Here is a 22,561-nt window from a genome sequence, read left to right on the forward strand (position 1 = left end):
CTCCGCGCTTGTCAGGTAGATTCTTGGGGCTTCGGTGCCGATGCCAGGGCCTGCATCAGGGCAGGCTCGGCGAGCAGCCTGGCGATCAGTTCCTCGGCGCCGGTCTTGCCGTCCATATAGGTCATCAGGTTGGACAGCTGGGTACGCGCTTCGAGCAGCGTATTCAGCGAACCCACCTTGCGGGCGATCGCCGCCGGCGTGAAGTCATCCATGCTTTCGAAGGTCATCTCGACCGCAAGGTTCCCTTCGCCGGTGAGGGTATTCGGCACCTGCACTGCCATGCGCGGCTTCATCGCCTTCAGGCGCTCGTCGAAATTGTCGACGTCGATCTCGAGGAACTTGCGCTCGGCCACCGGCGCCAGCGGGTCGGCCGGCTGGCCCGACAGGTCCGCCATCACCCCCATCACGAAGGGTAGCTGCACCTTCTTTTCCGCGCCGTAGACCTCGACGTCGTACTCGATCTGCACACGCGGCGCGCGATTGCGTGCGATGAACTTCTGGCTACTCTCTTTGCCCACGATTGACACCCCCTTGATTGAACGTCATTCAATAATCCTTGTCCTGCTTCGAACCATCCGGTCCGCGTATCACCGCCAACTGCGCGACGCCTTCCGGCGCCAGGTCTTGCAAGAGCTCGAAGAAATTCATGGGTACCAGGCGCTTGGCACGCTCGAGCAGGATGGGGATCGGGCTCGAGGGCTCGTGCTGGCGGTAGTACTGGACCAGGCGGTCCAGCGCGCGGACGACGTCGTCGCGGCTGGCGATCTCGGCGCTGGCGGCCGGGCCGCCGCGCGCGGCCGTGGCCATGGCGGCCGGCAATGCGGCGCCGTCGGCCTGGGCGCCTTCTTCAGGGGCGCCGGCGGCCGCGCCTTGCTGGCGCTGCAGGAAGTCATGGGCCTTGCGCAGCGGGCGCGTGAGCCCGTCGAGGTTCAGCGCCTGCGAACTGCCCACCTGGCGCACCAGGATGACTTCGATGTTGACGGCCGCGGCCAGTGCGCGGCCGAGCGCATCGACGGCTTCGGCCAGCTTGTCCGGGTCGAGATCGGCGATCGCGCTTTCGATCGAGGACAGCGCGAGCGCTTCCTGGCCGGCCGGCGGCTGCAGTTCGCCGTTGGCGATCTCGAGCATCTTGATGTTGAGCGGGCCGAGGCCGGGCAGCACCAGCAACGGCGCGTCCTTCAGCTCGCGCACCAGGGTGCCGGCGTCGGCCAGGATGGCCAGCGAGTTGATGCGCTCGGTGGGGTCGTTGCCGTCGTCGGCGTCGAGTTGGGGATGGACGCTGTCCCAGCGCGTGTCGAGCAGGCGCTCGATCAGCGCCACGCCGTCGGCCATGCCGGCGATGCCGTGCAAGGCCAGGTTGGCGCGCAGCAGGTGGATGGCCAGGCGCAGGTCGCGGCTGCGCTGCAGCAGCTCGCCGGCCATGCGGCGCACCACCTTCCAGTCGGGCGGCACGGCCGGCGTGATGGTGGCGCCGTACTGCACTTCGGGCTTGCCTTCCGCTTCACGGTCCAGGAGCTGGTAGGCCGGGTCTTGTTCGAGGTTCGGCCCGCATGGCTTCCCCGCTTCGACTTCCACCAGCAAGGCATCGATATCGACAGTGCTCATCCGTACTCCGAAACATGCTGCGTTAGCAAAACATGAAGAAACGGCCTGGCTTTCCTTGCGCTCGCTGAAACCCGTCGCGTGCGCGGTCGCGATATTCCGGCCTATTTCAAGAGCATGACCGAAAGATATTGGACGGGGTAAATACTAAAACCAATTACAAAAATTGGATACAAAAAAAAATATCTTTTTTTCTCGAGCATTTGTTACCGAAACACAGCAATATGCATGATGAGAATGCGAACACAATATGCATGCGTGGCGCATTAATGGATGCGCGCGCATGCATTTTGTATTCAATAAATGAATCAGAGTTATTAGCCGGTGAGAATGACGATCCCTGGCATCCATCCCTGTGTTGGACCGTCCATTATTATGCTCGCAAGCCAGTGCGGCGGAAAACAAATCGTAGTCTTTCGCAAATAAACAACAAATTATCTATTTTGGGTAAATAACCACAAGTTAACAGCTGGCAGCAGGCATAAGATGACTAGCAGGCTGTTGCCAAGTAGATCATAATGAATCAACCAGCCAGCCCGTTTTCTCCCATGAGCCAAGTACCCGAAGACGACCGTACCGTACTCGCCGCCGCCGCCCTGCAGGCGCCGGCCGAGGGCAGCGAGCCTCAGCGTCCGCACACGCTGCCGCCCGGCACCCGGCTGGGCGAATTCGAGATCACCGGCGTACTGGGCGAAGGCGGCTTCGGCATCGTCTACCTGGCGCACGACAGTTCGCTCGAACGCCAGGTCGCGCTGAAGGAATACATGCCCTCGTTCGCGCGGCGCTCGACCCAGGCCCACGTCAGCGTCAAGTCGGCCCAGAACGCCGACAGCTTCGAAGCCGGCCTGCGCAGCTTCATCAACGAAGCGCGGATGCTGGCCCAGTTCGACCACCCCGCCCTGGTCAAGGTCTACCGCTTCTGGGAGGCGAACGGCACCGCCTACATGGTGATGCCGTATTACCACGGCCTCACCCTGAAACAGACCCTGCAGGAGCGCAGCGCGCCGCCCGACGAGGCCTGGCTGAAGGCCCTGCTGGGGCCGCTGCTGGACGCGATCGAGGTCATGCACCAGCACCAGTGCTTCCACCGCGACATCGCGCCCGACAACATCCTGATGCTCGACGAGGGCCGGCCGCTGCTGCTCGACTTCGGCGCGGCGCGGCGCACGGTCAGCGGCATGAACCAGGCCTTCACGGTCATCCTGAAGCAGAACTACGCGCCGATCGAACAATATGCCGAGATGCCGGGCATGAGCCAGGGCGCATGGACCGACCTCTATGCGCTGGCCTCGGTGGTGCACTTCGCCATCGACGGTCATGCGCCGCCGCCGGCACTGAGCCGGATGATGGCCGATCCCTATGTGCCGCTGGCCAGCCGCCATGCGGGCCGCTATAGCGAAGGCTTCCTCCAGGCCATCGACCAGGCGCTGGCCTTCAAGCCGGGCGACAGGCCGCAGAGCGTTGCCGCGATGCGCGCCATGCTCGGGCTGGATGCCGCGGCGCCGCACGAGCCTGCGCGGCCGGCGCCGGCGCCCGTGCCTCTGCCTGTGTCCGAGCCGCCCCTTGCCGCGCCGCCCCTTGCCGCGCCGCCGGCGCCTGGCAGCGTGGATGCGGCGCCAGGCACGAGCCGGCTGCTGATCGCGGGTATCGGGGTGGTGGTGCTGGGCGCGGCCGGGCTGTTCGGCTGGTCCAGGCTCAAGAGCCCGCAAGCGCCCGCCGCGCCCGCAGCCGCCAGTGCGCAGCCGGCGGAAACTGCCAAGCCGGCAAGGTTGCCGCCGCCGCCGGCTGCGCCCTTCAGCCCCCTTGCCGCCCTCGATGCGGTCCTGGCGGGGGCCAGCCCGGAGCGCAAAGTGAGCGTGCAGGTGGAGAACCAGCATTTACGGATCAACAAGGATAAAGTCGGCTTCACCGTCCGTGCGGCGCATGCCGGCTATCTCTATGTCTATGTGGTGAGCACCGAAAACAACTTCCAGTTGCTGTTCCCGAACGCGCTCGACCGCGCCAACCGTATCGCCGCCGATGAAGCGGTCAAGCTTCCCAGGCGCCCTTGGCTGTTGACGGCCCTGGGCCCGGCGGGCACCAATCATTTCGTGGCGATGGTGTCGGATGCGCCCAGGGATTTCAGCACGGCTGGATTGACAGAGGGCAATCCCTTCTCCGGATTCCCCCTTGACCGCGCCACCCGGCTGCACGCGGCGCACGCGGGAACGCGTCCCTTGTTCGCGGGCATCCCGGCATGCGCCGCCACGCCATGTCCCGATGACTACGGTGCGGCAGCTTTCTCCATCGAAGAGGTCGCGAAATAGACGGAGCCGGCCTTACCGCGACAGATTGACGATGGTAACGCGGCGGTTTTCCGGGGCCTCGGGTACGTTCTTGTTCAATGGTTCACGGTCGCCTTTGCCGATTGCTTCCAGCCTGGCCTTGTCGATGTTTTGTGCCTGGACCAGGTAATCGCGCACCGATTGCGCGCGCAGCTCCGACAGTTTCAGATTGGCGGCGGCACTGCCGCGTGGATCCGCGTGGCCTTCGATCGCAAAACGGTAGGTCTGGAGCTTCTCCGACGCCAAGGCCTGCCCAACGACATCCAGCGAATGCCTGGCGGCCGGCGTCAGGTCCGCGGAGTTGGTCAGGAAGGTCACTTGCAAATTCACGTTCCCGTGACTGGCCGAACCACCGGTCGCCTCCACGTCTTCGCGCGCAATGCCCAGGCTGCGGGTGCGCACCGGACGGTTCTGCGCCGGCGCCAGTGCGTCGATCAGTTTATTGGCGTCGACCTGCCCCTCCTTGATCAACTGTCCCTCCTGACCCGTCGCGGGCAAGGCCGCGACCATGAAGCAAACCGCAATCAGCGAACGTGCATTCATTTCCGACTCCTCAGTAATTAACGGGATTGAAAACGGCAACAAATCGTATCCATCGGGGAATCCTAGCCGAGCTCTTACCAATATTCAACGAATTTAATCGCCACCAGAAAGGCGCCTGGGCATCCACTTAATCCCACCGAATATTTTGCCATTCGGGAAAAATAAAACAAATGGATTCCCGCACTCTCTTATCGAGAACGCAGCAGTATAAAAAGGCGCATTTATTGAATGCGCATATTCCAAAAGTTATTAAAAAATTATCAGCAGTATAGAAGCGGATTCGTAAATACGCAAGCGGCGTTTTCGGAGCAGTTGCGGCTTATTCACAATTGAAAAAATATTTATGCCGCCCTCATCCTTCAGTCCGATAATCTGCCTTGCCAAATGCTCGTTTGTCGAATAAATGCATTAAATAAATTAATTCGATGCGCGGACGATGTCCCGCCTCGGCGAGTGGAGACAATATGAAGCTCACGCCTTTCGGTCTCTTGATGCTTATTCCCGGTATGGCAATGGCTCAGCAGCAAAAAATACCGGTGACCAGCGTGCACATCGAGGGCAATACCTTGCTGCCGGAGCCTGCACTGGCCAAGATGACGGCGGACCTGCCGGGCACCGAACGCAGCCTCGCGGAACTGAATGCGGTGGCCGTCCGCGTGCAGGACGCCTACCGAAACGCCGGCTACGGTGGGGTCGTCGCCTACGTCCCGCCGCAGGAAAATCCGGACGGCAAGGTCGTGGTAAGGGTGGTGGAAGGCCGGCTGGCCCAGGTCCGCGTGAGCGGCAACAGCTGGTTCGATAGCGCGAACGTGCGCGCCGGGCTGCCCAGCCTGCGCGAAGGCGCGACCCCGCGCGTGCGTGACATCGACCGCGACATCCAGTCGACCAACGACAATCCCGCCAAGCACGTGCGCGTGACGCTGATGGCCGGCGCCAGGCCGGGCGAGATCGACGCCGACGTCGGCGTCACCGACAGCAAGCCGCTGCAATACCTGATCGGTTTTAACAATACCGGCACCAGCGCGACCGGCACCCAGCGCCTGAGCGCCGGCATCCAGCACGCCAACCTGTTCGGCCTGGACCACGTCGGCACCTTCCAGTACCAGACCTCGCCCCAGCATACCGACCGCGTGCGGATCTACAGCCTGGGCTATCGTGTGCCGCTGTACGCGCAGGCCCTGTCGATCGACGCCTTCTACGCGCATTCCACCGTCAGCAACGGCACCACGGCCACCACCGCGGGGCCCCTGTCCTTCACCGGCAAAGGCACGGTGCTGGGCCTGCGCCTGAACCGCAACCTCGACCGCATCGGCGAGTACGACCATCACCTCACCTTCGGCATCGACCGCCGCGTGTACGACGACGACTGCTCGGTCGGCGTATTCGGATCGCTGGGCTGCGGCCCGGCCGCCGTCGACGTTTCGACCCTGCCGCTCAGCCTCGCGTATTCGGGCCAGAAGCAGAGCCCCGCGCTGGCCTACGGGATCAGCGCCGCGCTGTCGGCGAATGCCGGCGGCAGTTCGGACGCCACCTTCGAGGCCGCGCGCCCCGGCGCCAAGCGGCATTACGTGATCGCGCGCGTGGTGGGCTTTGCCGAAAAGGCGCTGCCCGCGGGCTTCTCCATCAACGGCCGCGTCGAGTTCCAGTACAGCCCCCACGCCCTGATCAGCGGCGAAAAATTCGGGCTGGGTGGGGTCGGCAGCGTGCGCGGCTACGCCGAGCGCGAACTGGCGGGCGACAATGGCTACCTGCTGCGCTTCGAGCTTGCCCCGGCCGCGCTGGAGCCGAAGGAAGGCTGGCGCCTGCGGCCTTACCTCTTCCTCGACCACGGCCGGGCGATGAACCACGGCGACATGCCATGCCGCGACGCCACCGAAACCAGCTGCGCGCTGACCGGCGCAGGCATCGGCGCGCGCCTGAACATCGGCAGGAAAGCCGGCTTCAGCCTGGACGTCGGCCGCGCATCGACGCGCGGCGTCGGCACGACCTCCGGCGACGTCCACGCACATTTCGCGCTCAATCTGGTCCTTTGATCGTCCCGCTAGGGGGTGCCATCATGAAGCAGTCCATCCGTATCAATTCCGTCGCCGCCGCCGTTGCCGCGGCCTTCGGCGCCGTCGCGGCGCCGGCCTTCGCCCAGCTGCCGAGCGGCCCGACCGTCGTCAACGGCAGCGCGGGCGTCGCCAGCGACGGCACCCGCATGACCATCACGAACAGCGCCAACGCGGTGCTGAACTGGCAGTCGTTCTCGATCGGCGCGCCGAACAGCGTGCGCTTCGAGCAGCCCAGCGCCTCCAGCCAGGTGCTCAACCGCGTGGTCGGCAACGATCCCTCGAACATCCTCGGCAGCCTGTCGTCCAACGGCGGCGTGTGGCTCGTCAATCCGCACGGGGTCCTGTTCGGGAATAGCGCGCGCATCGACGTGGCCGGCCTGGTCGCATCCTCGCTGGGGATCTCGAACGACGATTTCCTCGCCGGCCGCGTGAAGTTCGACGGCGGCGGCCTGCCGTCCGGCCAGGTACTGAACCGCGGCGAACTGCAGACCAGCTTCGGCGGCCATGTGTGGCTGGTGGGCGGCTCGGTGAGCAACGAAGGCCTGGTCCGCAGCCCCGGCGGGAGCATCGTGCTCGCCGCCGGCAAGAGCATCGAACTGGTCGATTCCGGCGCACCGAATGTCGCCGTGCGCGTGGCGGCGCCGGACAACCAGGCGCTCAACCTGGGCCAGCTGCTGGCGCCGGGCGGCGGCAGCATCGACATCCATGGCGGCATCGTCAACCAGCAAGGGATCGTGCGCGCGGACAGCGTGGGGCTCGATGCGGCCGGCCGGGTGACGATCAAGGCGCTCGGGGAGATCCAGCTGGGGGCCGGCAGCGAGACCAGCGCCAGCGCCGCGGGAGCGGGTACCGGCGGCAAGGTGCTGGTCGAGTCCGCGGACGGGGATACGCTCGTGCAGGGCGGCGTGAGCGCGGCCAGTGGCGCCGGCGCCGGCGGGCAGATTCACCTGCTCGGCAAGAACGTCGGCGTGTACGGACAGGCGCTGGTCGATGCGTCCGGTGCGGCCGGCGGCGGCGAAGTGCTGGCCGGCGGCGACTACCAGGGCGGGAATCCGGCGGTGCGGAATGCGGCCGCTACCTACCTGGGGCCGAACGCCACGGTGCGTGCGGATGCCACCGCGGCCGGCAATGGCGGCAAGGTGATTTTCTGGGGCGACGACAACACACGTATCTACGGCGGCATCGGCGCCAGGGGCGGGCCGCTGGGCGGCGATGGCGGCTTCGTCGAAACCTCCGCGCACGTGCTGGACGCCAGGCCGAAGCGCATCGACGTGGCTGCCGCCAGTGGCAAGGCCGGCACCTGGCTGCTCGACCCGGGTAACGTGGAAATCGTGGGCTGCTGTTCGCTGGAAGGCGGTATGGCGAACGACGACGTACCTGGCTTCAGCCGCATTTCGGACAGCGACAATGCCGCCATCGAAGCCAACACCATCGCCGACGCCCTGGGACAAGGCAGCAATGTCACCATCCGTACCGGCGGCGGTAGCCGCACGACGCAGCTGGGCGACATCGTCGTCTCGGAAAGCATCATCCTGGACAATCCGGAGAAATCCGGCTCGCTCACACTCGAGGCCCATAACGACATCGTCATGCGATCGGGCGTCGAGATCCGGTCCGGCGACATGCCCTTGCCCGTCAACTTCCTGGCGGACCGCGACCATAACGGCGTGGGCAGCATCCGCCTTGAAACCGGCGCCAAGATCATCACCAGCGGCGGCGACATCAATCTGACAGTGCCGGTACTGGCCCGGCTCTTTAGCGGCCAGATCAACCTCGCGGGCAAAAACGCGCTGGATGCAGGTACCGGACAGGTCAGCTTCACGGCCGCCTCGGTCTATGCCCGGGATGCGAGCACCGTCACCGCCAAGAATATTTTTGCAACCGGCGGCTACATCCAGCTGGACGATTCGTCGTTCACGGCCCAAGGCCTGAACGAGAGCACCATCAGGATCGACGTCAACGAAGTGCAGATGACGAATGCGCATCTCGACGCTTCCGTCACCGGCAGCTCGTCGACGGGAGATGCCCACGTTGGTTTGAACGTCAATTGGCTCAAGATGACATCGGACAGCGGTATCAGGGCCACCAGTGTCGCGCTCGACACCTCCGAAGCCAACATCGCCAACTCGGGCATCGACGCAAGGACCATCGGGATAGACGCATATTACCTCACGCTCGACCATGCAAATCTTTCCGCCAGCGCGAGCCTCGGCGAAAACAGCGAAGCGATCCGGATCACCACCAATACCTTGTCGAATACCGCGAGCACGCTGTCGGCGCCCCAAAGCCGCTGGATTGCTTATCTCAACCTGTATGACGGACCGTCTTTCCCGGCCGCCGCGCTCGGCGACCTCGATTACAAATTCGTGCAGGTCAATGCTGGCAGCTCCGCTCCAGGACCCGAGGCCGACGTCGGCCTGAACGGCATCCTGATCGCCCATCCGCTCGATGTGCAGATCAAGCTGAACGTGGACCGGGAATACGACGGCACGCGGCAGGCCAGCTTCACGGATGCGCTGTCGCACAATGCCTGGACCGGCCTGACGCTACAGAACAATACCCATGGCGCGACGCTGCTGGGAACATTCGACGACAAGAACACCGGCACCGGCAAGTCCATCGCCTATGTGTCGCAGACCCTGCCCTTCCTGGTCGTGACGGACGACGGCAGACCGGTCTACGGCAGTACCCAGTCCTATACCGGCGACATCCGCCCCCGCACGATTTCCGCTTCCGGCCTGGTTGCCGAGAACAAGGTCTACGACGCGACCCGCACCGCCACCATCTCCGGCACACTGTCCGGCATCGTGCCCGGCGACAGCGTGAGCCTGGCCGGCGCCACGGGCCTGTTCGACACCAAGAATGCCGGCACCGGCAAGACTGTCACCATTTCCAATGCCTCGCTCACTGGCGCCGATGCCTATAACTACACCATGTCCGACAGCGCCACCACCACCGCGGACATCACCCCGCGCCCGCTGGCGTGGGGCGGCATCCGGGCGGACGACAAGGTCTATGACGGCACGGCTCTGGCCACCCTGTCGGGCAGCCTGAACGGCGTCCTGCCCGGCGACGAGCTCGGAATCGACATCGCGTCCGCGCATTTTGACGACAAGAAGGTCGGCAACAACAAGCCCGTGACCATCACAGGCGGCGCACTGAGCGGAGCGGACGCAGCGAACTACGTCCTCGACGGCTCCTTGACGACCACCGCGTCCATCACACCCAAGCCGGTAACGATCGGCCTTACCGGCGAGACAGCGAAAGTTTACGACGCGACCACGAGCGCCAGCCTCGCCACGAACAACTTCACCCTGCAAGGCCTGGTTTCCGGCGACAGTGTCAGCATCAGCGGCCCTGCGCAAGGCAGCTACGACACACGCAAGGTGGGCCAGGAAAAGCTGGTCAGCGCCAGCGGCAGCTTCACCATTGCCGGCGTCGACGCGTCGAACTACAGCATCGGTGCGACGGTGCTGACCAGCGCGAACAACCTCATCGAGGCCAGCGCCAGCGGCAACATCGGCACGATCACGCCGGCATCCATCTCGGCGAGCGGCCTGAAAGCCGACAACAAGGTGTACGACAGCACCCGCACCGCCACGGTGTCCGGCACCCTCTCCGGCGCCATCGGCAACGACGACGTACACGTGACCGGGATCAGCGGCCTGTTCGACACCAAGGATGCCGGGCCAGGCAAGACCGTCACGCTCTCCGGCGGCTCCCTCACGGGCGCCGATGCGGGCAACTACCTGTTCACCGGCGGCGCTACCACCACGGCCGACATCACGCCGCGCCCGGTCTCGGCAGGCGATGTCCGCGCCGACGACAAGGTCTACGACGGCAATACCGTGGCGACGCTGTCGGGCAGCCTGTCGGGCGTCTTGCCAGGGGACGCGTTGTCCATCGGCGCGCTTTCAGCGTATTTCGACAACAAGAACGTCGGCAACGAAAAGCTGGTCACCATCACCGGCGGCGTCCTGAGCGGCGCCGACGCCGCCAACTACATGCTCGGCGGCCCGCTCACGACGACCGCGTCGATCACGCCCAGGCCGGCGGCCATCGGCCTCACCGGCGAGGTCGCCAAGGTGTACGACGCCACCACCGGCGCCACCCTGGGCGCCAGCAACTTCACCCTGCAAGGCCTGGTCGCCGGCGACGCCGTCAGCATCGGCGGCCCGGTCCAGGGCAGCTACGATACCCGCAACGCCGGCCAGAACAAGCTGGTCAGCGCTAGCGGCAGCTTCACCATCTCCGGCGCCGACGCCATGAACTACCGTATCGGATCGACCCCGCTAAGCGGTGCGACCAACATCATCAACGCCAGCGCCAGCGGCAACATCGGGTCGATCACGCAGAAGGCGATTTCCGCCGCCGGCCTGAGCGCCGAGAGCAAGGTCTACGACGGCACCCGGACCGCGAAGATGTCGGGCGCACCCTCCGGCATCATCGGCGGCGACAATGTCAGCGTGACCGGCATCAGCGGCCTGTTCGACACCAAGGACGCCGGCAACGGCAAGACCGTCACCATCGCCGGCGGCACGCTGTCGGGCGCCGATGCGGGCAACTACAGCTTCAGCGGCGGCGCCACGACCACCGCCAACATCACCCGGCGCCCCATCACCGCTGCCGGCATCCTCGCCGGCGACAAGGTCTACGACGGCACGACCGCTGCCGCGCTGTCCGGCGGATTCTCGGGCGCGCTACCCGGCGACACCCTGGTCATCGGGAGCACGGCGGGCGAGTTCGATACGAAAAACGTGGGGGCCGGCAAAACCGTCAGCTTCACCAGCAGCGTGCTGGCAGGCGCCGACGCCGCCAACTACATGCTGACCGGACCATTGACCACGACGGCATCCATCGCGCCGAAGCCGGTGACGATTTCCATCACGGGCGAGGTCCGCAAGGAATACGACGCCACCGCCAACGCCAGCCTGGGCGCCGGCCAGTTCGTCCTGAACGGCTTGATCGCGACCGATGCGGTCAGCGTCCGCGGTCCCGGCCAGGGCAGCTACGACTCGCCGAACGTCGGCCAGCAGAGGGCGGTGAGCGCGACCGGCCCGTTCGAGATTGCCGGCGCCGACGCGCCAAACTACAGTGTCGGCGGCGCAAGGCTGACGGGCGCCAGCAACACCGTCAACGCCAGCGCCAGCGGCAACGTCGGCGTCATCACCCCAGCAACCCTGGTCTATACTGCGAATCCGGCCACCGGCGAACCCGGCCTTCCCGCCACCGGGCTTGGCGGTACGATCACCGGCTTCAAGGGCAGCGACACGCTTGCGAACGCGACCACCGGCACGCTGGTGTGGCAGAGCGAGGCCACGCTGCAGTCGATGCCCGGCGCCTATCCCGTGAACGGCGCCGGTTTGAGTTCCGCCAATTACAACTTCGTGCAGGCGCCCACCAACGCAAGCGCGCTGGCCGTGAAATTCGACCTGTCGCCGGCCAAACCGCAGCTGCAGGCCCAGGAAAGCAGCATACAGGCGATCGGCACCGCGCTGCGCACGGCCATCCTGGCGGCCGAACAGCACGCGAGCGGCGGCGGCGTGTTCGACACATCGGGCCCGGCCGCCGCCCGCAGCTTCGGCAACATACGCATCGGTGCAATGAGCCAGAGCGAGCTGGCGCAACTGCTGGCCCAGCGTCGGGAATTCAAGCGCAAGCTGTTCGCGGAAGCGGTGTACAAGCTGGAAATCGATCCCAGCCTGGCCGACGTCCAGCTGTGCGCCAGCGCCGCGGATGCGGCAACCGGCGCCTGCCGCCTGACGCCGGCCCAGGTGGAACTGATCCATGCGACGAAACGTCCGGCACATTTGGCCGCGAAGAGCGCGAGCGGCCGGGTCGCCGCCCTACCCCAGATCGAGCGCAAGATCGTGGTCCTGTTCGGCATCAACGACTACCAGGACAAGGCCATTCCCCAACTCGAGAACGCCCTGCCCGACGTCGACGCCGTATCCCGCACCTTCGCCGAGAAGCTCGGCTACGAGGTGCGCGTGGTGCGCAACCCGAACAAGGCCGAGATGATCCGTACCCTCAACGGGCTGGCCGCCGAGATGAACAGCGCGGACAGCGTCATCATTTATTACGCTGGACACGGCTTCGCGCCCAAGGCGAACGGCCCCGGCTACTGGATTCCGTCGGACGCGAAGTCCAGCGACCCGCGCACCTGGATTTCCAACAGCGACGTCGCCAAGGCCATGGCCAATATCAGCGCAAAGCAGATGGCGCTCATTTCCGACAGCTGCTATTCGGGGGCCTTCGCGCGCGACGGCGTGGACGCGGTCGGCCACGACGTGAGCGTCGCCGACGTGCTGGCCAAGCGCTCGGTGGTGGTGCTGTCCTCGGGCGGCGACGAGCCGGTCGCCGACGAAGGCAAGGAAGGCCACTCGATCTTCGCATGGAACCTGATGCAGGTGATCGGCTCGGTGACCGACTGGAAGCCCGGCAGCACGATCTTCACGAACGTGCAGGCGGCAGTGAAGAAGGAATTCCCCCAGACGCCGCAGTATGGGTCGGTGACGGCTGCCGGACACCAGGCTGGCGGCGAGTACCTGTTCGAGCTGCGCTGAGGCGGCGCTTTCTTCGGTTGAGCTGGGGATGTCGACGCCGGTGATGAACACCACGTGCGAGCGGCCGGTCTGGGCCGAGGATTCGGCCCGGACCGGCAGCAAGGCTGTCGTCACCTTGCGCATACCGGCCGGAGCGGAAGGCGCGGTCAAGGACCTGAAGATTGCGAGGAGCAACGGCTACCGCGGCCTCGAATGGCCAGCTACCTCGACATCGACTTGAAAGTGCCGCGCGGCTTTGCAGGCGCGGAAGCAAGGCTGGAAGAACGTGTCGTGCCATTTCTGCGGCAGATATGGATCGCGGACTATTTGCTTCACACCATGGAGCATGAGATTGTTGCGGTGGCGCTGGACCGGTTTTCCTGAACATCGGGGAATTCCGCCGTCTCGAAAGACTTGCCGTCGCCAACCCGGGCGCGCTTTACTTCACCTACTGGCAGTACGCTCCCGCGGAAAACGGCACGCCGGCTTTTGTCGTCCAGGGCCTGCTGATTCCCGGGCAGCCCGCGGACATCGTCACGCACGCCAACTAGCGTAAAAGCGGCGCGTTACGCCGCCGTTGCCGCGCATCGCATCGCATCGCGCCGTACAGCCTGACCGACTGCGGCGGCGCCGTGCCGTTCGCCGTTCTCCTCCAGTATCGGCTGAGTTGAATCATCGTTTTTCAACCCGACCAACCCGCCTGATATAATTATTGCCATACCGCAAGGCCACCCTATGGACGCCCTCCTCGACCACGAGATCATCGAACAGCTGCACGACAGTTCCCGCTCGCTGGTCTATCGTGCCCGCGCCGGGGACGGCACTGCGCTGATCGTCAAGCTCCCGAACCAGGAATTCCCCTCCTTCCAGCAGCTCGCGCAATTCAAGCGCGAGTATGCGATCGCGCGCCGTTGCCGCCATCCGGGCGTGGTGCGCCCGCTCGCGCTGGCGCTGCGTGGCGGACGCTGGATGATGATCCAGGAAGACGTCAATGGCCTTGCGCTGGACAAGGTGCTGAGCGAACGGCTGGCGGCAGGACGCGCGCCGACCCAGCCCGCGCTGGCGCTGGACGATTTCTTCGACATCGCGCTGCAGCTGTGCGCGGCGCTGGAAGAAGTCCACGGCCATGGCGTCATCCACAAGGACATCAATCCGTCCAACCTGGTGTGGAGCGAAGAACGGCGCGTGCTGCAGCTGATCGATTTCGGCATTGCCTGCGAGCTGCCGCACGAGGTCCAGGGCATCGTCAATCCGCATGCGCTGGAAGGCACGCTGCGCTACATGGCGCCGGAGCAGACCGGGCGCATGAACCGGCGGGTCGACTACCGCGCCGACTTGTATGCGGTCGGCGCCACCTTCTACGAGCTGCTGACCGGGCAGGCGCCGTTCGAGGCGCGCGACGAGATGGAACTGGTGCATTGCCATATCGCGCGCAGCCCCGACTGGCTGCACCCGGTGCTGACCGCCCTGCCCGGCGCATTGCCGGCGATCGTCCAGCGCTTGCTGGAAAAGAGCGCCGAGCAGCGCTACCAGAGCCTGCAAGGCCTGCGCAGCGACCTCGAAGCCTGCCGCGCCGGCCTGTCCACCGTGGCGCCTGCCGCCCCGCTCAGGCTCTCCAGGCACAATGGCCGCTTCATGGTGCCGCAAACCCTGCACGGGCGCGAAGACGCCATCACCGCGCTGCTGGCGGCCTTCGAGCGCTGCGCCGAAGGCAGCTGCGAGATGCTGCTGGTGGCCGGCTACTCCGGCATCGGCAAGTCGGCGGTGGTGAACGAGGTGCACAAGCCGATCGTCGCCCGGCGCGGCTGCTTCCTGGCAGGTAAATTCGACCAGTTCCAGCGCGACCTGCCCTACGCATCGCTGATCCAGGCCTTCCAGGGACTGGTGCGCCAGCTCCTCGGCGAGCCGGAGGAAACGCTGCGGCGCTGGGCCGGCAAGCTGCACGGCGCCCTGGGCACGGGCCTGGGGGTGATGGTCGAACTGATTCCCCAGCTGGCCCTGATCGTCGGTCCCACCGAGGCCGTGCCTGCCCTGCCTCCGGACCAGGCCCAGCGCCGCCTGGCCCGCGTCTTTCCCCGCTTCGTCGAAGTGTTCGCCTGCGCCGGGCATCCGCTGGTGCTGTTCCTCGACGACCTGCAATGGGCCGATGCGGCCACCCTGCGGATGATCGAGCTGTTCATGGTGTCCGGCGACAGCGGCCACCTGCTGGTCATCGGCGCCTACCGCGACAACGAAGTCGACGCCGCCCATCCGCTCGTCGCCCTGCGCGACAAGCTGCGCGACAAGGGCGTGCGCCTGGCGACGCTGGCTCTGGACGCGCTGACCGGGCCGCAGGTGGCGCGGATGGTGTCGGCCACCGTGCGCGTGCCGGCTGCGGACTGCGCCCCGCTGGCCCGCCTGTGCTACCGCAAGACTGGCGGCAATCCCTTCTTCCTCAACCAGTTCCTGGGCTCGATCCACGATGCCGGCCACCTGCGCTACCGGCCCGCCGGCGATTGCTGGGACTGGGACCTGGCCGCGATCGAACAGGCCGCCTATACCGACAACGTGGTCGAGCTGCTGCTCGATAAAATCCGCCGCCTGCCCGCCGTCACCCAGCAGATGCTGCAGCTGGCGGCGTCGATCGGCAACCGCTTCACGCTCGACGCGCTCGCCCTGATCGAGGAACGGAGTCCCTGGCTGACGCAGCAGGATTTGTGGCCGGCGCTGGATGCGGGCCTGATCCAGCCGCTCGACGTAGTCTACAAATACATTGACACCGGCGCCGCCGCCGGCGACACGGGTGTCGGCTACCGCTTCCTGCACGACCGCGTCCAGCAGGCCGCCTACCTTGTCGCCGGCGCTGAGGCGCGCGCGGCGAACCACCTGCGCATCGGCCGCCTGCTGCTGCGGCATACGGCGCCGGCGGCGCAGGACGGGAAACTGTTCGAGATCGTCGAGCAGCTCAACGCCGGCCGTGCGCTGATCCTCGATAACAGCGAGCGCCTGCAGCTGGCCGGGCTGAACCTGCGCGCCGGCGCCAAGGCGCGCCGCTCCGCCGCCTTCCAGGCCACGCTGGAACATATGCGGACCGGTCTCGCGCTGCTGCCGCCGGCGGCATGGCAGGCGCACCCCGCACTCTGGCTCGACCTGCAGCTGGGCGCGGCCGAAGCGTCCTACCTGTGCGGCCAGTTCGACGCCGCCGAGGCGATCTACCCGCTGGTGCGGGCGCGCTGCGCCGCACCGCTGGACCAGGCCCGCTGCGTCGCTGTGCAGGCGCACCAGTACCAGTTGCAAGGGCGCCTGCCGGACGCCATTGCCGTGCAGATCGAGGGCCTGGCGCTGCTCGGCTTCGACATCCCGTACGAGGCGGCGCAGCGCAAGGCGCTCGCCGACGAGATGATCGAAGATCTCGGCGGCCAGATCGCTGCGCGTTCAGCCGACGCGCTGCTGGCGGCCGGCGAGATGCGCGATCCGATAGCGGTCGCGGCGATGCAGATGATGCACGGCTTGTGGATGGCGGGTTACTATGCCGGCCACCAGGACATCAGCGCCCTGATGGTGGCGATGACGACGCGCCTGTCCGTGCAGAAGGGAACCTGCGATATCAGCCCGATCGCCTACGTCGCCTACGCATTCTTCGTCACCCAGCAGAGTGGCGACGCCGGGCGCGGTTACCGCTTCGGCGCGATGGCGCTGGCGCTGGCCAGGTCGCGCGCCAATCTGCAGGCGCGCACCCAGACGGCATTGATGTTCGCCGCCATGATCCAGCACTGGACCCGCCCGCTGCGCGACTCCGAGTCGCTCTACGAAGAAGCCTTCGGCTGGGCGCTGGAGATCGGCGATTTCGTCCAGGTCGGCGTGGTCGCCGCGGTGCGCGCGACCGACCGCCTCATCCTCGGCGACTACCTGCCGGACCTGACGCAGGCCATCGAGCGCGATCTGGCGCTGATGCGCGCCAACGGCCAGCGGGCGATGGCCGACTGCTGCGTGGCGGCGGCGATCCAGCCGATCAAATCCCTGATGGGCCAGTTGGAGCGCAGCGACAGCTACGACGAGGAGCACTTCAGCGAGGCGGACTTCCTCGGCCGCTACGGCGACTCGCGCCTGTACCGTGCCTACTACCTGCAAGGCAAGATCCGCAACGCCTACCTGTTCGACGCCGCGGATGCCGAAGCCCTGGCCGGCCAGCTCGACGTCATCGCCCAGATCATGCGCGGCCAGGCCAAGGTGAACGAGTCCAGCTTCTATACCGCGCTGGTCCTGGTCCGCGCGCTAAGGCGCGCCCCTGCGCGGCCGGATGCGGCCGAGCTCTTGCAGCGCATCGACGCGCTCCAGGCCAGCCTTGGCCGCTGGGCGGCGCAGGGCCCGGACGAGAGCCGCGCCAGGCAGCTGCTGGTCGAGGCCGAGATGGCGCGCTGCCGCCAGGACCTGCCGCTGGCGACGCGCCGCTACCAACAGGCGATCGATGCCGCCGGCCTGGCCGGCTACGTGAACCTCCAGGCGCTGGCGAACGAGTTATGCGGCGAAGCCTGGATCGAGCAGGGCCAGCCGCGCGTGGCGGCGGTCTTCCTCAGGGACGCCGTCGCCCGCTATGGCCAGTGGGGCGCGCAAGGCAAGGTGGCGCAGCTGCGCGCGCGCCATGCCGGCCTGCTGTGGAAGGTGGAAGCCCGCACCATGCAGTCCGGTTCCGGCAAGCACGGCGCGGCCGCGCTCGACCTGGTCTCGCTGCTGAAAGCCACCCGCGCCCTGTCGAACGAAGTCGGCCTGCGCAGGGTGCTGCAGCGCCTGATCGCCATCGTGGGCGAGAATGCCGGCGGCCAGGTCGCGCGCCTGCTGCTGCTGGAAGACGGCGTCTGCCGGCTGGAGGCCGACAGCGACGGCGACGCCGTCACCGTGCTGCAGTCGCGCCGGGTCGACCTCGACGCCGACGCCGATCCGCAGTTCCCGCTGTCGGTGCTGCGCTACGTGATCCGCACCGGCGCCGAGGCGATCGAAGACGATATCGCCGAGAACGCGCGCTACGCCGCCGATCCCTATGTGCTGCTGCAGCGCCCGCGCGCCGTCATGTGCCTGCCGATCCGCCATGGCGGCCGCATCGGAGGCGTGCTGTATTTCGAGAACCGGCTGGCCGAGGCCTCGTTCACCGAGGAGCGCGTCGAGTTCCTGCGCATGCTCGGCGCCCAGGCCATGATCTCGATCGCCAGCGCCAGGCTGCACGACAGCCTGGAACAGCGAGTCGCCGAGCGCACCGCCCAGCTGGAGGACGCCAACCGCAAGCTGGCGGCGCTGTCGACCACCGACGGCCTGACCGGCGTGGCCAACCGGCGCCGCTTCGACGAGGTCCTGCGCAGCGAATGCGCGCGCGCTGCACGCCAGAAGCATCCGCTGGCACTGGTCATGCTCGACGTCGACTACTTCAAGCGCTACAACGACCACTACGGCCACCAGGCCGGCGACGCCTGCCTGGTCCGCGTGGCGCAAACCCTGGCGGCCGGTCCGCGGCGCGCGAGCGACCTGACGGCGCGCTACGGCGGGGAAGAATTCTGCGTAGTGCTGCCGAATACCGATGCGGAAGAGGCGCGGCAGATCGGCGAGGCCTTGCGCTGCGCGATCGAAGGCCTGGACATTCCGCACGCGGGGTCGAAGGCGGGACTGGTGACGATCAGCGTCGGCATCGCAGTCCAGCCGGCGCTGGACGCCAGCGACCCGGAAGCCCTGCTCCGGATCGCCGACGCGGCGCTCTACCGCGCCAAGGACGCGGGACGCAACCGCGTGATGCTCGGCGCCGCGCTTTAAAGGAAGCGCGCCTCGACTTTAACGGGAGCGCGCCGCGGCCTTCGCCCGCGCCGCATGCAGCTTGCGGTAGCTGTCCATCAGGCGCTGGTGGCGGTCCAGGCCTTCCAGCCCCATGCCGGTCGGCGTCAGGCCGTGGAAGCGCACGCTGCCGTCCACCGAGCCGAGCACCGCATCCATGCGCGGGTTGCCGAACATGCGGCGGAAGTTGGCGACGTAATCGTCCAGTTCCATCTCGTCGTCGAGCACCACTTCCAGCACCGCGTTCATCGCCTGGTAGAACAGGCGGCGCTCGACGGTATTGTCGTTGTACTGCAGGAAGGCGCCGACCAGTTCCTGCGCCTCCTCGAACTGCTCCAGCGCGAGATTGATCAGAAGGCGCAGTTCGAGCACCGTCAGCTGGCCCCAGTCCGTGTTCTCGTCGAACTCGATGCCGATCAGGGTGGCGATATCGGAATACTCGTCCAGCTCATTGTTCTCGAGGCGGTCCAGCAGCGCGGCCAGCGCTTCGTCGTCCAGGCGATGCAGGTTCAGGATGTCTTCGCGGAACAGCAGCGATTTATTGGTGTTATCCCAGACCAGGTCTTCGACCGGGTAGATTTCCGAATAGCCCGGCACCAGTATGCGGCAGGCGGTGGCGCCCAATTCGTCGTACACCGCCATGTACACTTCCCTGCCCATGTCTTCGAGAATGCCGAGCAAGGCGGCGGCTTCCTCGGCATTCGACTCCTTGCCCTGCCCCGAAAAATCCCACTCGACGAAATCATGGTCCGACTTCGCGCTGAAGAAGCGCCACGACACCACGCCGCTGGAATCGATGAAGTGCTCGACGAAGTTATACGGCTCGGTGACGGCTTCGCTGGCGAAGGTCGGCGGCGGCAGATCGTTCAGGCCTTCGAAGCTGCGGCCCTGCAGCAATTCCGTCAGGCTGCGCTCCAGCGCGACCTCGAAACTCGGATGGGCGCCGAAGGAGGCGAATACGCCGCCGGTGCGCGGATTCATCAGGGTCACGCACATCACCGGATACTGTCCGCCCAGCGATGCGTCCTTGACCAGCACCGGGAAGCCCTGCTCCTCGAGGCCCTGGATGCCGGCCACGATACCGGGATATTTCGCCAATACCTCCTGCGGCACATCCGGCAAGGCGAGTTCGCCTTCCAGGATTTCGCGCTTGACCGCACGCTCGAAAATCTCGGACAGGCACTGCACCTGCGCCTCGGCCAGCGTATTACCGGCGCTCATGCCATTGCTGGCGTAGAGGTTTTCGACCAGGTTGGACGGGAAATACACCGTCTCGCCATCGGAATGGCGCACATAGGGCAGCGACACGATGCCGCGTTTCACATTGCCGGAATTGGTGTCGACAAGGTGCGAACCGCGCAGTTCGCCGTCCGGGTCATAGATGCCGAGGCAGTACTCGTCGAGAATCCCGGCCGGCAGCGCATCGCCGGGGCCGGGCTGGAACCAGCGCTCGTCCGGATAATGGACGAAGGGCGCGTTCGCGATCTCCTCGCCCCAGTAGGCGCCCGCATAGAAATGGTTATTGCTGATGCGCTCGATGTATTCGCCCAGGGCCGACGCCAGCGCGCTTTCCTTGGTCGAACCTTTGCCATTCGTAAAACACATCGGCGAATGGGCGTCGCGGATATGCAACGACCACACGTTCGGCACGATATTGCGCCAGGATGCGATCTCGATCTTGATGCCCAGATTGGCCAGCAGGCCGGACATGTTCGCAATCGTCTGCTCCAGCGGCAGATCCTTGCCCGGAATATAGGTGCTCGACTCCAAGGACGGGTTCACGGTCAGCAGCGCCTGCGCATCGGCATCCAGGTTCGCGACTTCTTCGATCACGAATTCCGGACCGGCCTGCACGACTTTCTTCACGGTGCAGCGTTCGATCGAGCGCAGGATGCCCTGGCGGTCCTTTTCGGAGATATCCGGCGGCAGCTCGACCTGGATCTTGAAAATCTGCTGGTAGCGGTTTTCCGGATCGACGATATTGTTTTGCGACAGGCGGATATTTTCGGTCGGGATGTCGCGGGTATTGCAGTACAACTTCACGAAATAGGCTGCGCACAGGGCGGACGACGCCAGAAAATAGTCGAAGGGGCCGGGCGCCGAGCCGTCGCCCTTGTAGCGGATCGGCTGGTCGGCGATCACCGTGAAGTCGTCGAACTTGGCTTCGAGACGCAGCTTGTCGAGAAAGTTGACCTTGATTTCCATGGAAAAATACTCTTGCTTGATTAAGTAGTCGCTATTATCCGTTGTTTCAGTGGTGCGGGATAGGCACAGGCTTCCAGGGAAATGTGGCAGGATGCCTGACATGAGCCAGATTACCCATCTTGTCGGCAGCCGGACCTACCTTTTTGCGGACCTGCGCGAGTTGCTGGCCAAGGCCTCTCCCGCGCGCTCGGGCGACTACCTGGCCGGCGTGGCGGCCGGCAGCGCCGAGGAAAGGGTGGCGGCGCAGATGGCCCTGGCGGATCTTCCTCTCACGCGCTTCCTGAACGAGGCGCTGGTCCCCTACGAAACGGACGAGGTAACGCGCCTGATCCTGGACCGCCACGATGCCGCGGCCTTCGCGCCTATCCGCCACCTGACGGTCGGCGGCCTGCGCGACTGGCTGCTGGGCGACGAGGCCATCGAGCCCGTGCTGGCGCGGCTCGCCCCCGGCATCACGCCGGAAATGGCGGCCGCGGTGTTGAAGATCATGCGCATCCAGGACCTGGTGCTGGTCGCGCGCAAGTGCCGCGTCCTCACGCGCTTTCGCAACACCATCGGCCTGCCCGGCACCCTGTCGACGCGCCTGCAGCCCAACCACCCGCTGGACGCCCCCTCGGGCATCGCGGCCAGCCTGCTCGACGGCCTGATGTACGGCAGCGGCGACGCCGTCATCGGCATCAACCCGGCCACCGACAACGTCCCGCAGGTGATCAAGCTGCTCGGCATGCTCGACGAGATCATCGCCCGCTACGCGATTCCGACCCAGTCCTGCGTGCTGACCCATGTGACGAACACGATGGCCGCGATCGAACGGGGCGCGCCGGTCGACCTGGTGTTCCAGTCGATCGCCGGGACCCAGGCGGCCAACGCCAGCTTCGGCGTCGACCTGGCGCTGCTGGCCGAGGCGCGCGAGGCCGCCCTCTCGCTGCGCCGCGGCACCCTGGGCGACAACGTGATGTACTTCGAGACCGGCCAGGGCAGCGCCCTCTCCAGCAACGCCAACCACGGCCTCGACCAGCAGACCTGCGAAGCCCGCGCCTACGCGGTCGCGCGCGAATTCAAGCCCTTACTGGTGAACTCCGTGGTCGGCTTCATCGGCCCGGAATACCTGTACGACGGCAAGCAGATCATCCGCGCCGGCCTCGAAGACCACTTCTGCGCCAAGCTGCTCGGCCTGCCGATGGGGGTCGACGTGTGCTATACCAACCACGCCGAGGCCGACCAGGACGACATGGACGTGCTGCTGACGATGCTGGGCGCGGCGGGCTGCACCTATGTGATGGGTGTGCCCGGTGCGGACGACATCATGCTGAATTACCAGACCACGTCCTTCCACGACGCCCTGTATGCGCGGCGCGTGCTGGGCCTGCGGGCGGCGCCGGAATTCGATGCCTGGCTGCGCGGCATGGGCATCTTCACCGGCGCCGGGCCGGCCACCCTGAGCGGCGCGGTGCCGGCGGCCTTCCGGCCCGCGCTGCTGCCTTGAGCGCAA

11 protein-coding genes are annotated in these 22,561 nt (G+C 66.1%); 7 read left to right on the top strand and 4 right to left on the bottom strand.

All coding sequences use genetic code 11. From position 1 onward, the window contains the following. Positions 1 to 11: 11 nt before the first annotated feature. Positions 12 to 518, bottom strand: coding sequence for a type VI secretion system contractile sheath small subunit (gene tssB / locus ACFPO9_RS09705; protein ID WP_230028867.1), 507 nt, complete (start codon positions 516 to 518; stop codon positions 12 to 14). 28 nt (positions 519 to 546) lie between these two features. Continuing rightward, complete coding sequence (gene tssA / locus ACFPO9_RS09710; RefSeq protein ID WP_379769971.1) at positions 547 to 1,605, bottom strand: type VI secretion system protein TssA; 1,059 nt, start codon at positions 1,603 to 1,605, stop codon at positions 547 to 549. 545 nt (positions 1,606 to 2,150) lie between these two features. Between tssA and ACFPO9_RS09715 the strand changes: the two genes are divergently transcribed. Next, positions 2,151 to 3,908, top strand: a complete 1,758-nt coding sequence (locus ACFPO9_RS09715) for a protein kinase domain-containing protein (RefSeq protein WP_379769973.1) — start codon at positions 2,151 to 2,153, stop codon at positions 3,906 to 3,908. 12 nt (positions 3,909 to 3,920) lie between these two features. Here the strand turns inward: ACFPO9_RS09715 and ACFPO9_RS09720 are convergent, their stop codons facing one another. Next, complete coding sequence (locus tag ACFPO9_RS09720; RefSeq protein WP_379769976.1) at positions 3,921 to 4,469, bottom strand: OmpA family protein; 549 nt, start codon at positions 4,467 to 4,469, stop codon at positions 3,921 to 3,923. 512 nt (positions 4,470 to 4,981) lie between these two features. On the opposite strand from ACFPO9_RS09720, the gene ACFPO9_RS09725 reads away from it, so the two are divergent. The 5 genes from ACFPO9_RS09725 to ACFPO9_RS09745 all read left to right on the top strand — a co-directional run bounded on the left by ACFPO9_RS09725 (position 4,982) and on the right by ACFPO9_RS09745 (position 18,846). Further along, the gene (locus ACFPO9_RS09725) at positions 4,982 to 6,502 is read left to right on the top strand and encodes a ShlB/FhaC/HecB family hemolysin secretion/activation protein (RefSeq protein WP_379769978.1); all 1,521 of its coding nucleotides are present in this window, start codon (positions 4,982 to 4,984) and stop codon (positions 6,500 to 6,502) included. 23 nt (positions 6,503 to 6,525) lie between these two features. Next, a complete protein-coding gene (locus ACFPO9_RS09730) occupies positions 6,526 to 13,089 on the top strand; it encodes a YDG domain-containing protein (protein WP_379769981.1) in 6,564 nt (2,187 codons plus the stop codon). A 43-nt stretch (positions 13,090 to 13,132) separates the two neighbouring features. After that, on the top strand, positions 13,133 to 13,309 hold the full coding sequence (locus tag ACFPO9_RS09735; RefSeq protein ID WP_379769983.1) for a hypothetical protein: 177 nt from the start codon (positions 13,133 to 13,135) through the stop codon (positions 13,307 to 13,309). Beyond that, entirely contained in the window at positions 13,282 to 13,452 is a 171-nt protein-coding gene (locus tag ACFPO9_RS09740; protein WP_379769985.1) for a hypothetical protein, read from the top strand. Before ACFPO9_RS09735 ends, ACFPO9_RS09740 begins: the two co-directional genes overlap by 28 nt. Before the next feature lie 351 nt (positions 13,453 to 13,803). After that, positions 13,804 to 18,846, top strand: coding sequence for a diguanylate cyclase (locus ACFPO9_RS09745; RefSeq protein WP_379769987.1), 5,043 nt, complete (start codon positions 13,804 to 13,806; stop codon positions 18,844 to 18,846). An 18-nt stretch (positions 18,847 to 18,864) separates the two neighbouring features. Here ACFPO9_RS09745 and ACFPO9_RS09750 read toward each other — a convergent pair whose 3' ends face one another. Further along, positions 18,865 to 21,069: an OsmC domain/YcaO domain-containing protein gene (locus ACFPO9_RS09750; RefSeq protein ID WP_379769990.1), complete on the bottom strand. Its 2,205-nt coding sequence runs from the start codon at positions 21,067 to 21,069 to the stop codon at positions 18,865 to 18,867. Positions 21,070 to 21,169: 100 nt separating this feature from the next. On the opposite strand from ACFPO9_RS09750, the gene ACFPO9_RS09755 reads away from it, so the two are divergent. Further along, on the top strand, positions 21,170 to 22,555 hold the full coding sequence (locus ACFPO9_RS09755) for an ethanolamine ammonia-lyase subunit EutB (RefSeq protein WP_379769992.1): 1,386 nt from the start codon (positions 21,170 to 21,172) through the stop codon (positions 22,553 to 22,555). Positions 22,556 to 22,561 lie beyond the last annotated feature (6 nt).

Source organism: Massilia aerilata (assembly GCF_042656905.1).
GTDB lineage: Bacteria > Pseudomonadota > Gammaproteobacteria > Burkholderiales > Burkholderiaceae_D > Telluria > Telluria aerilata.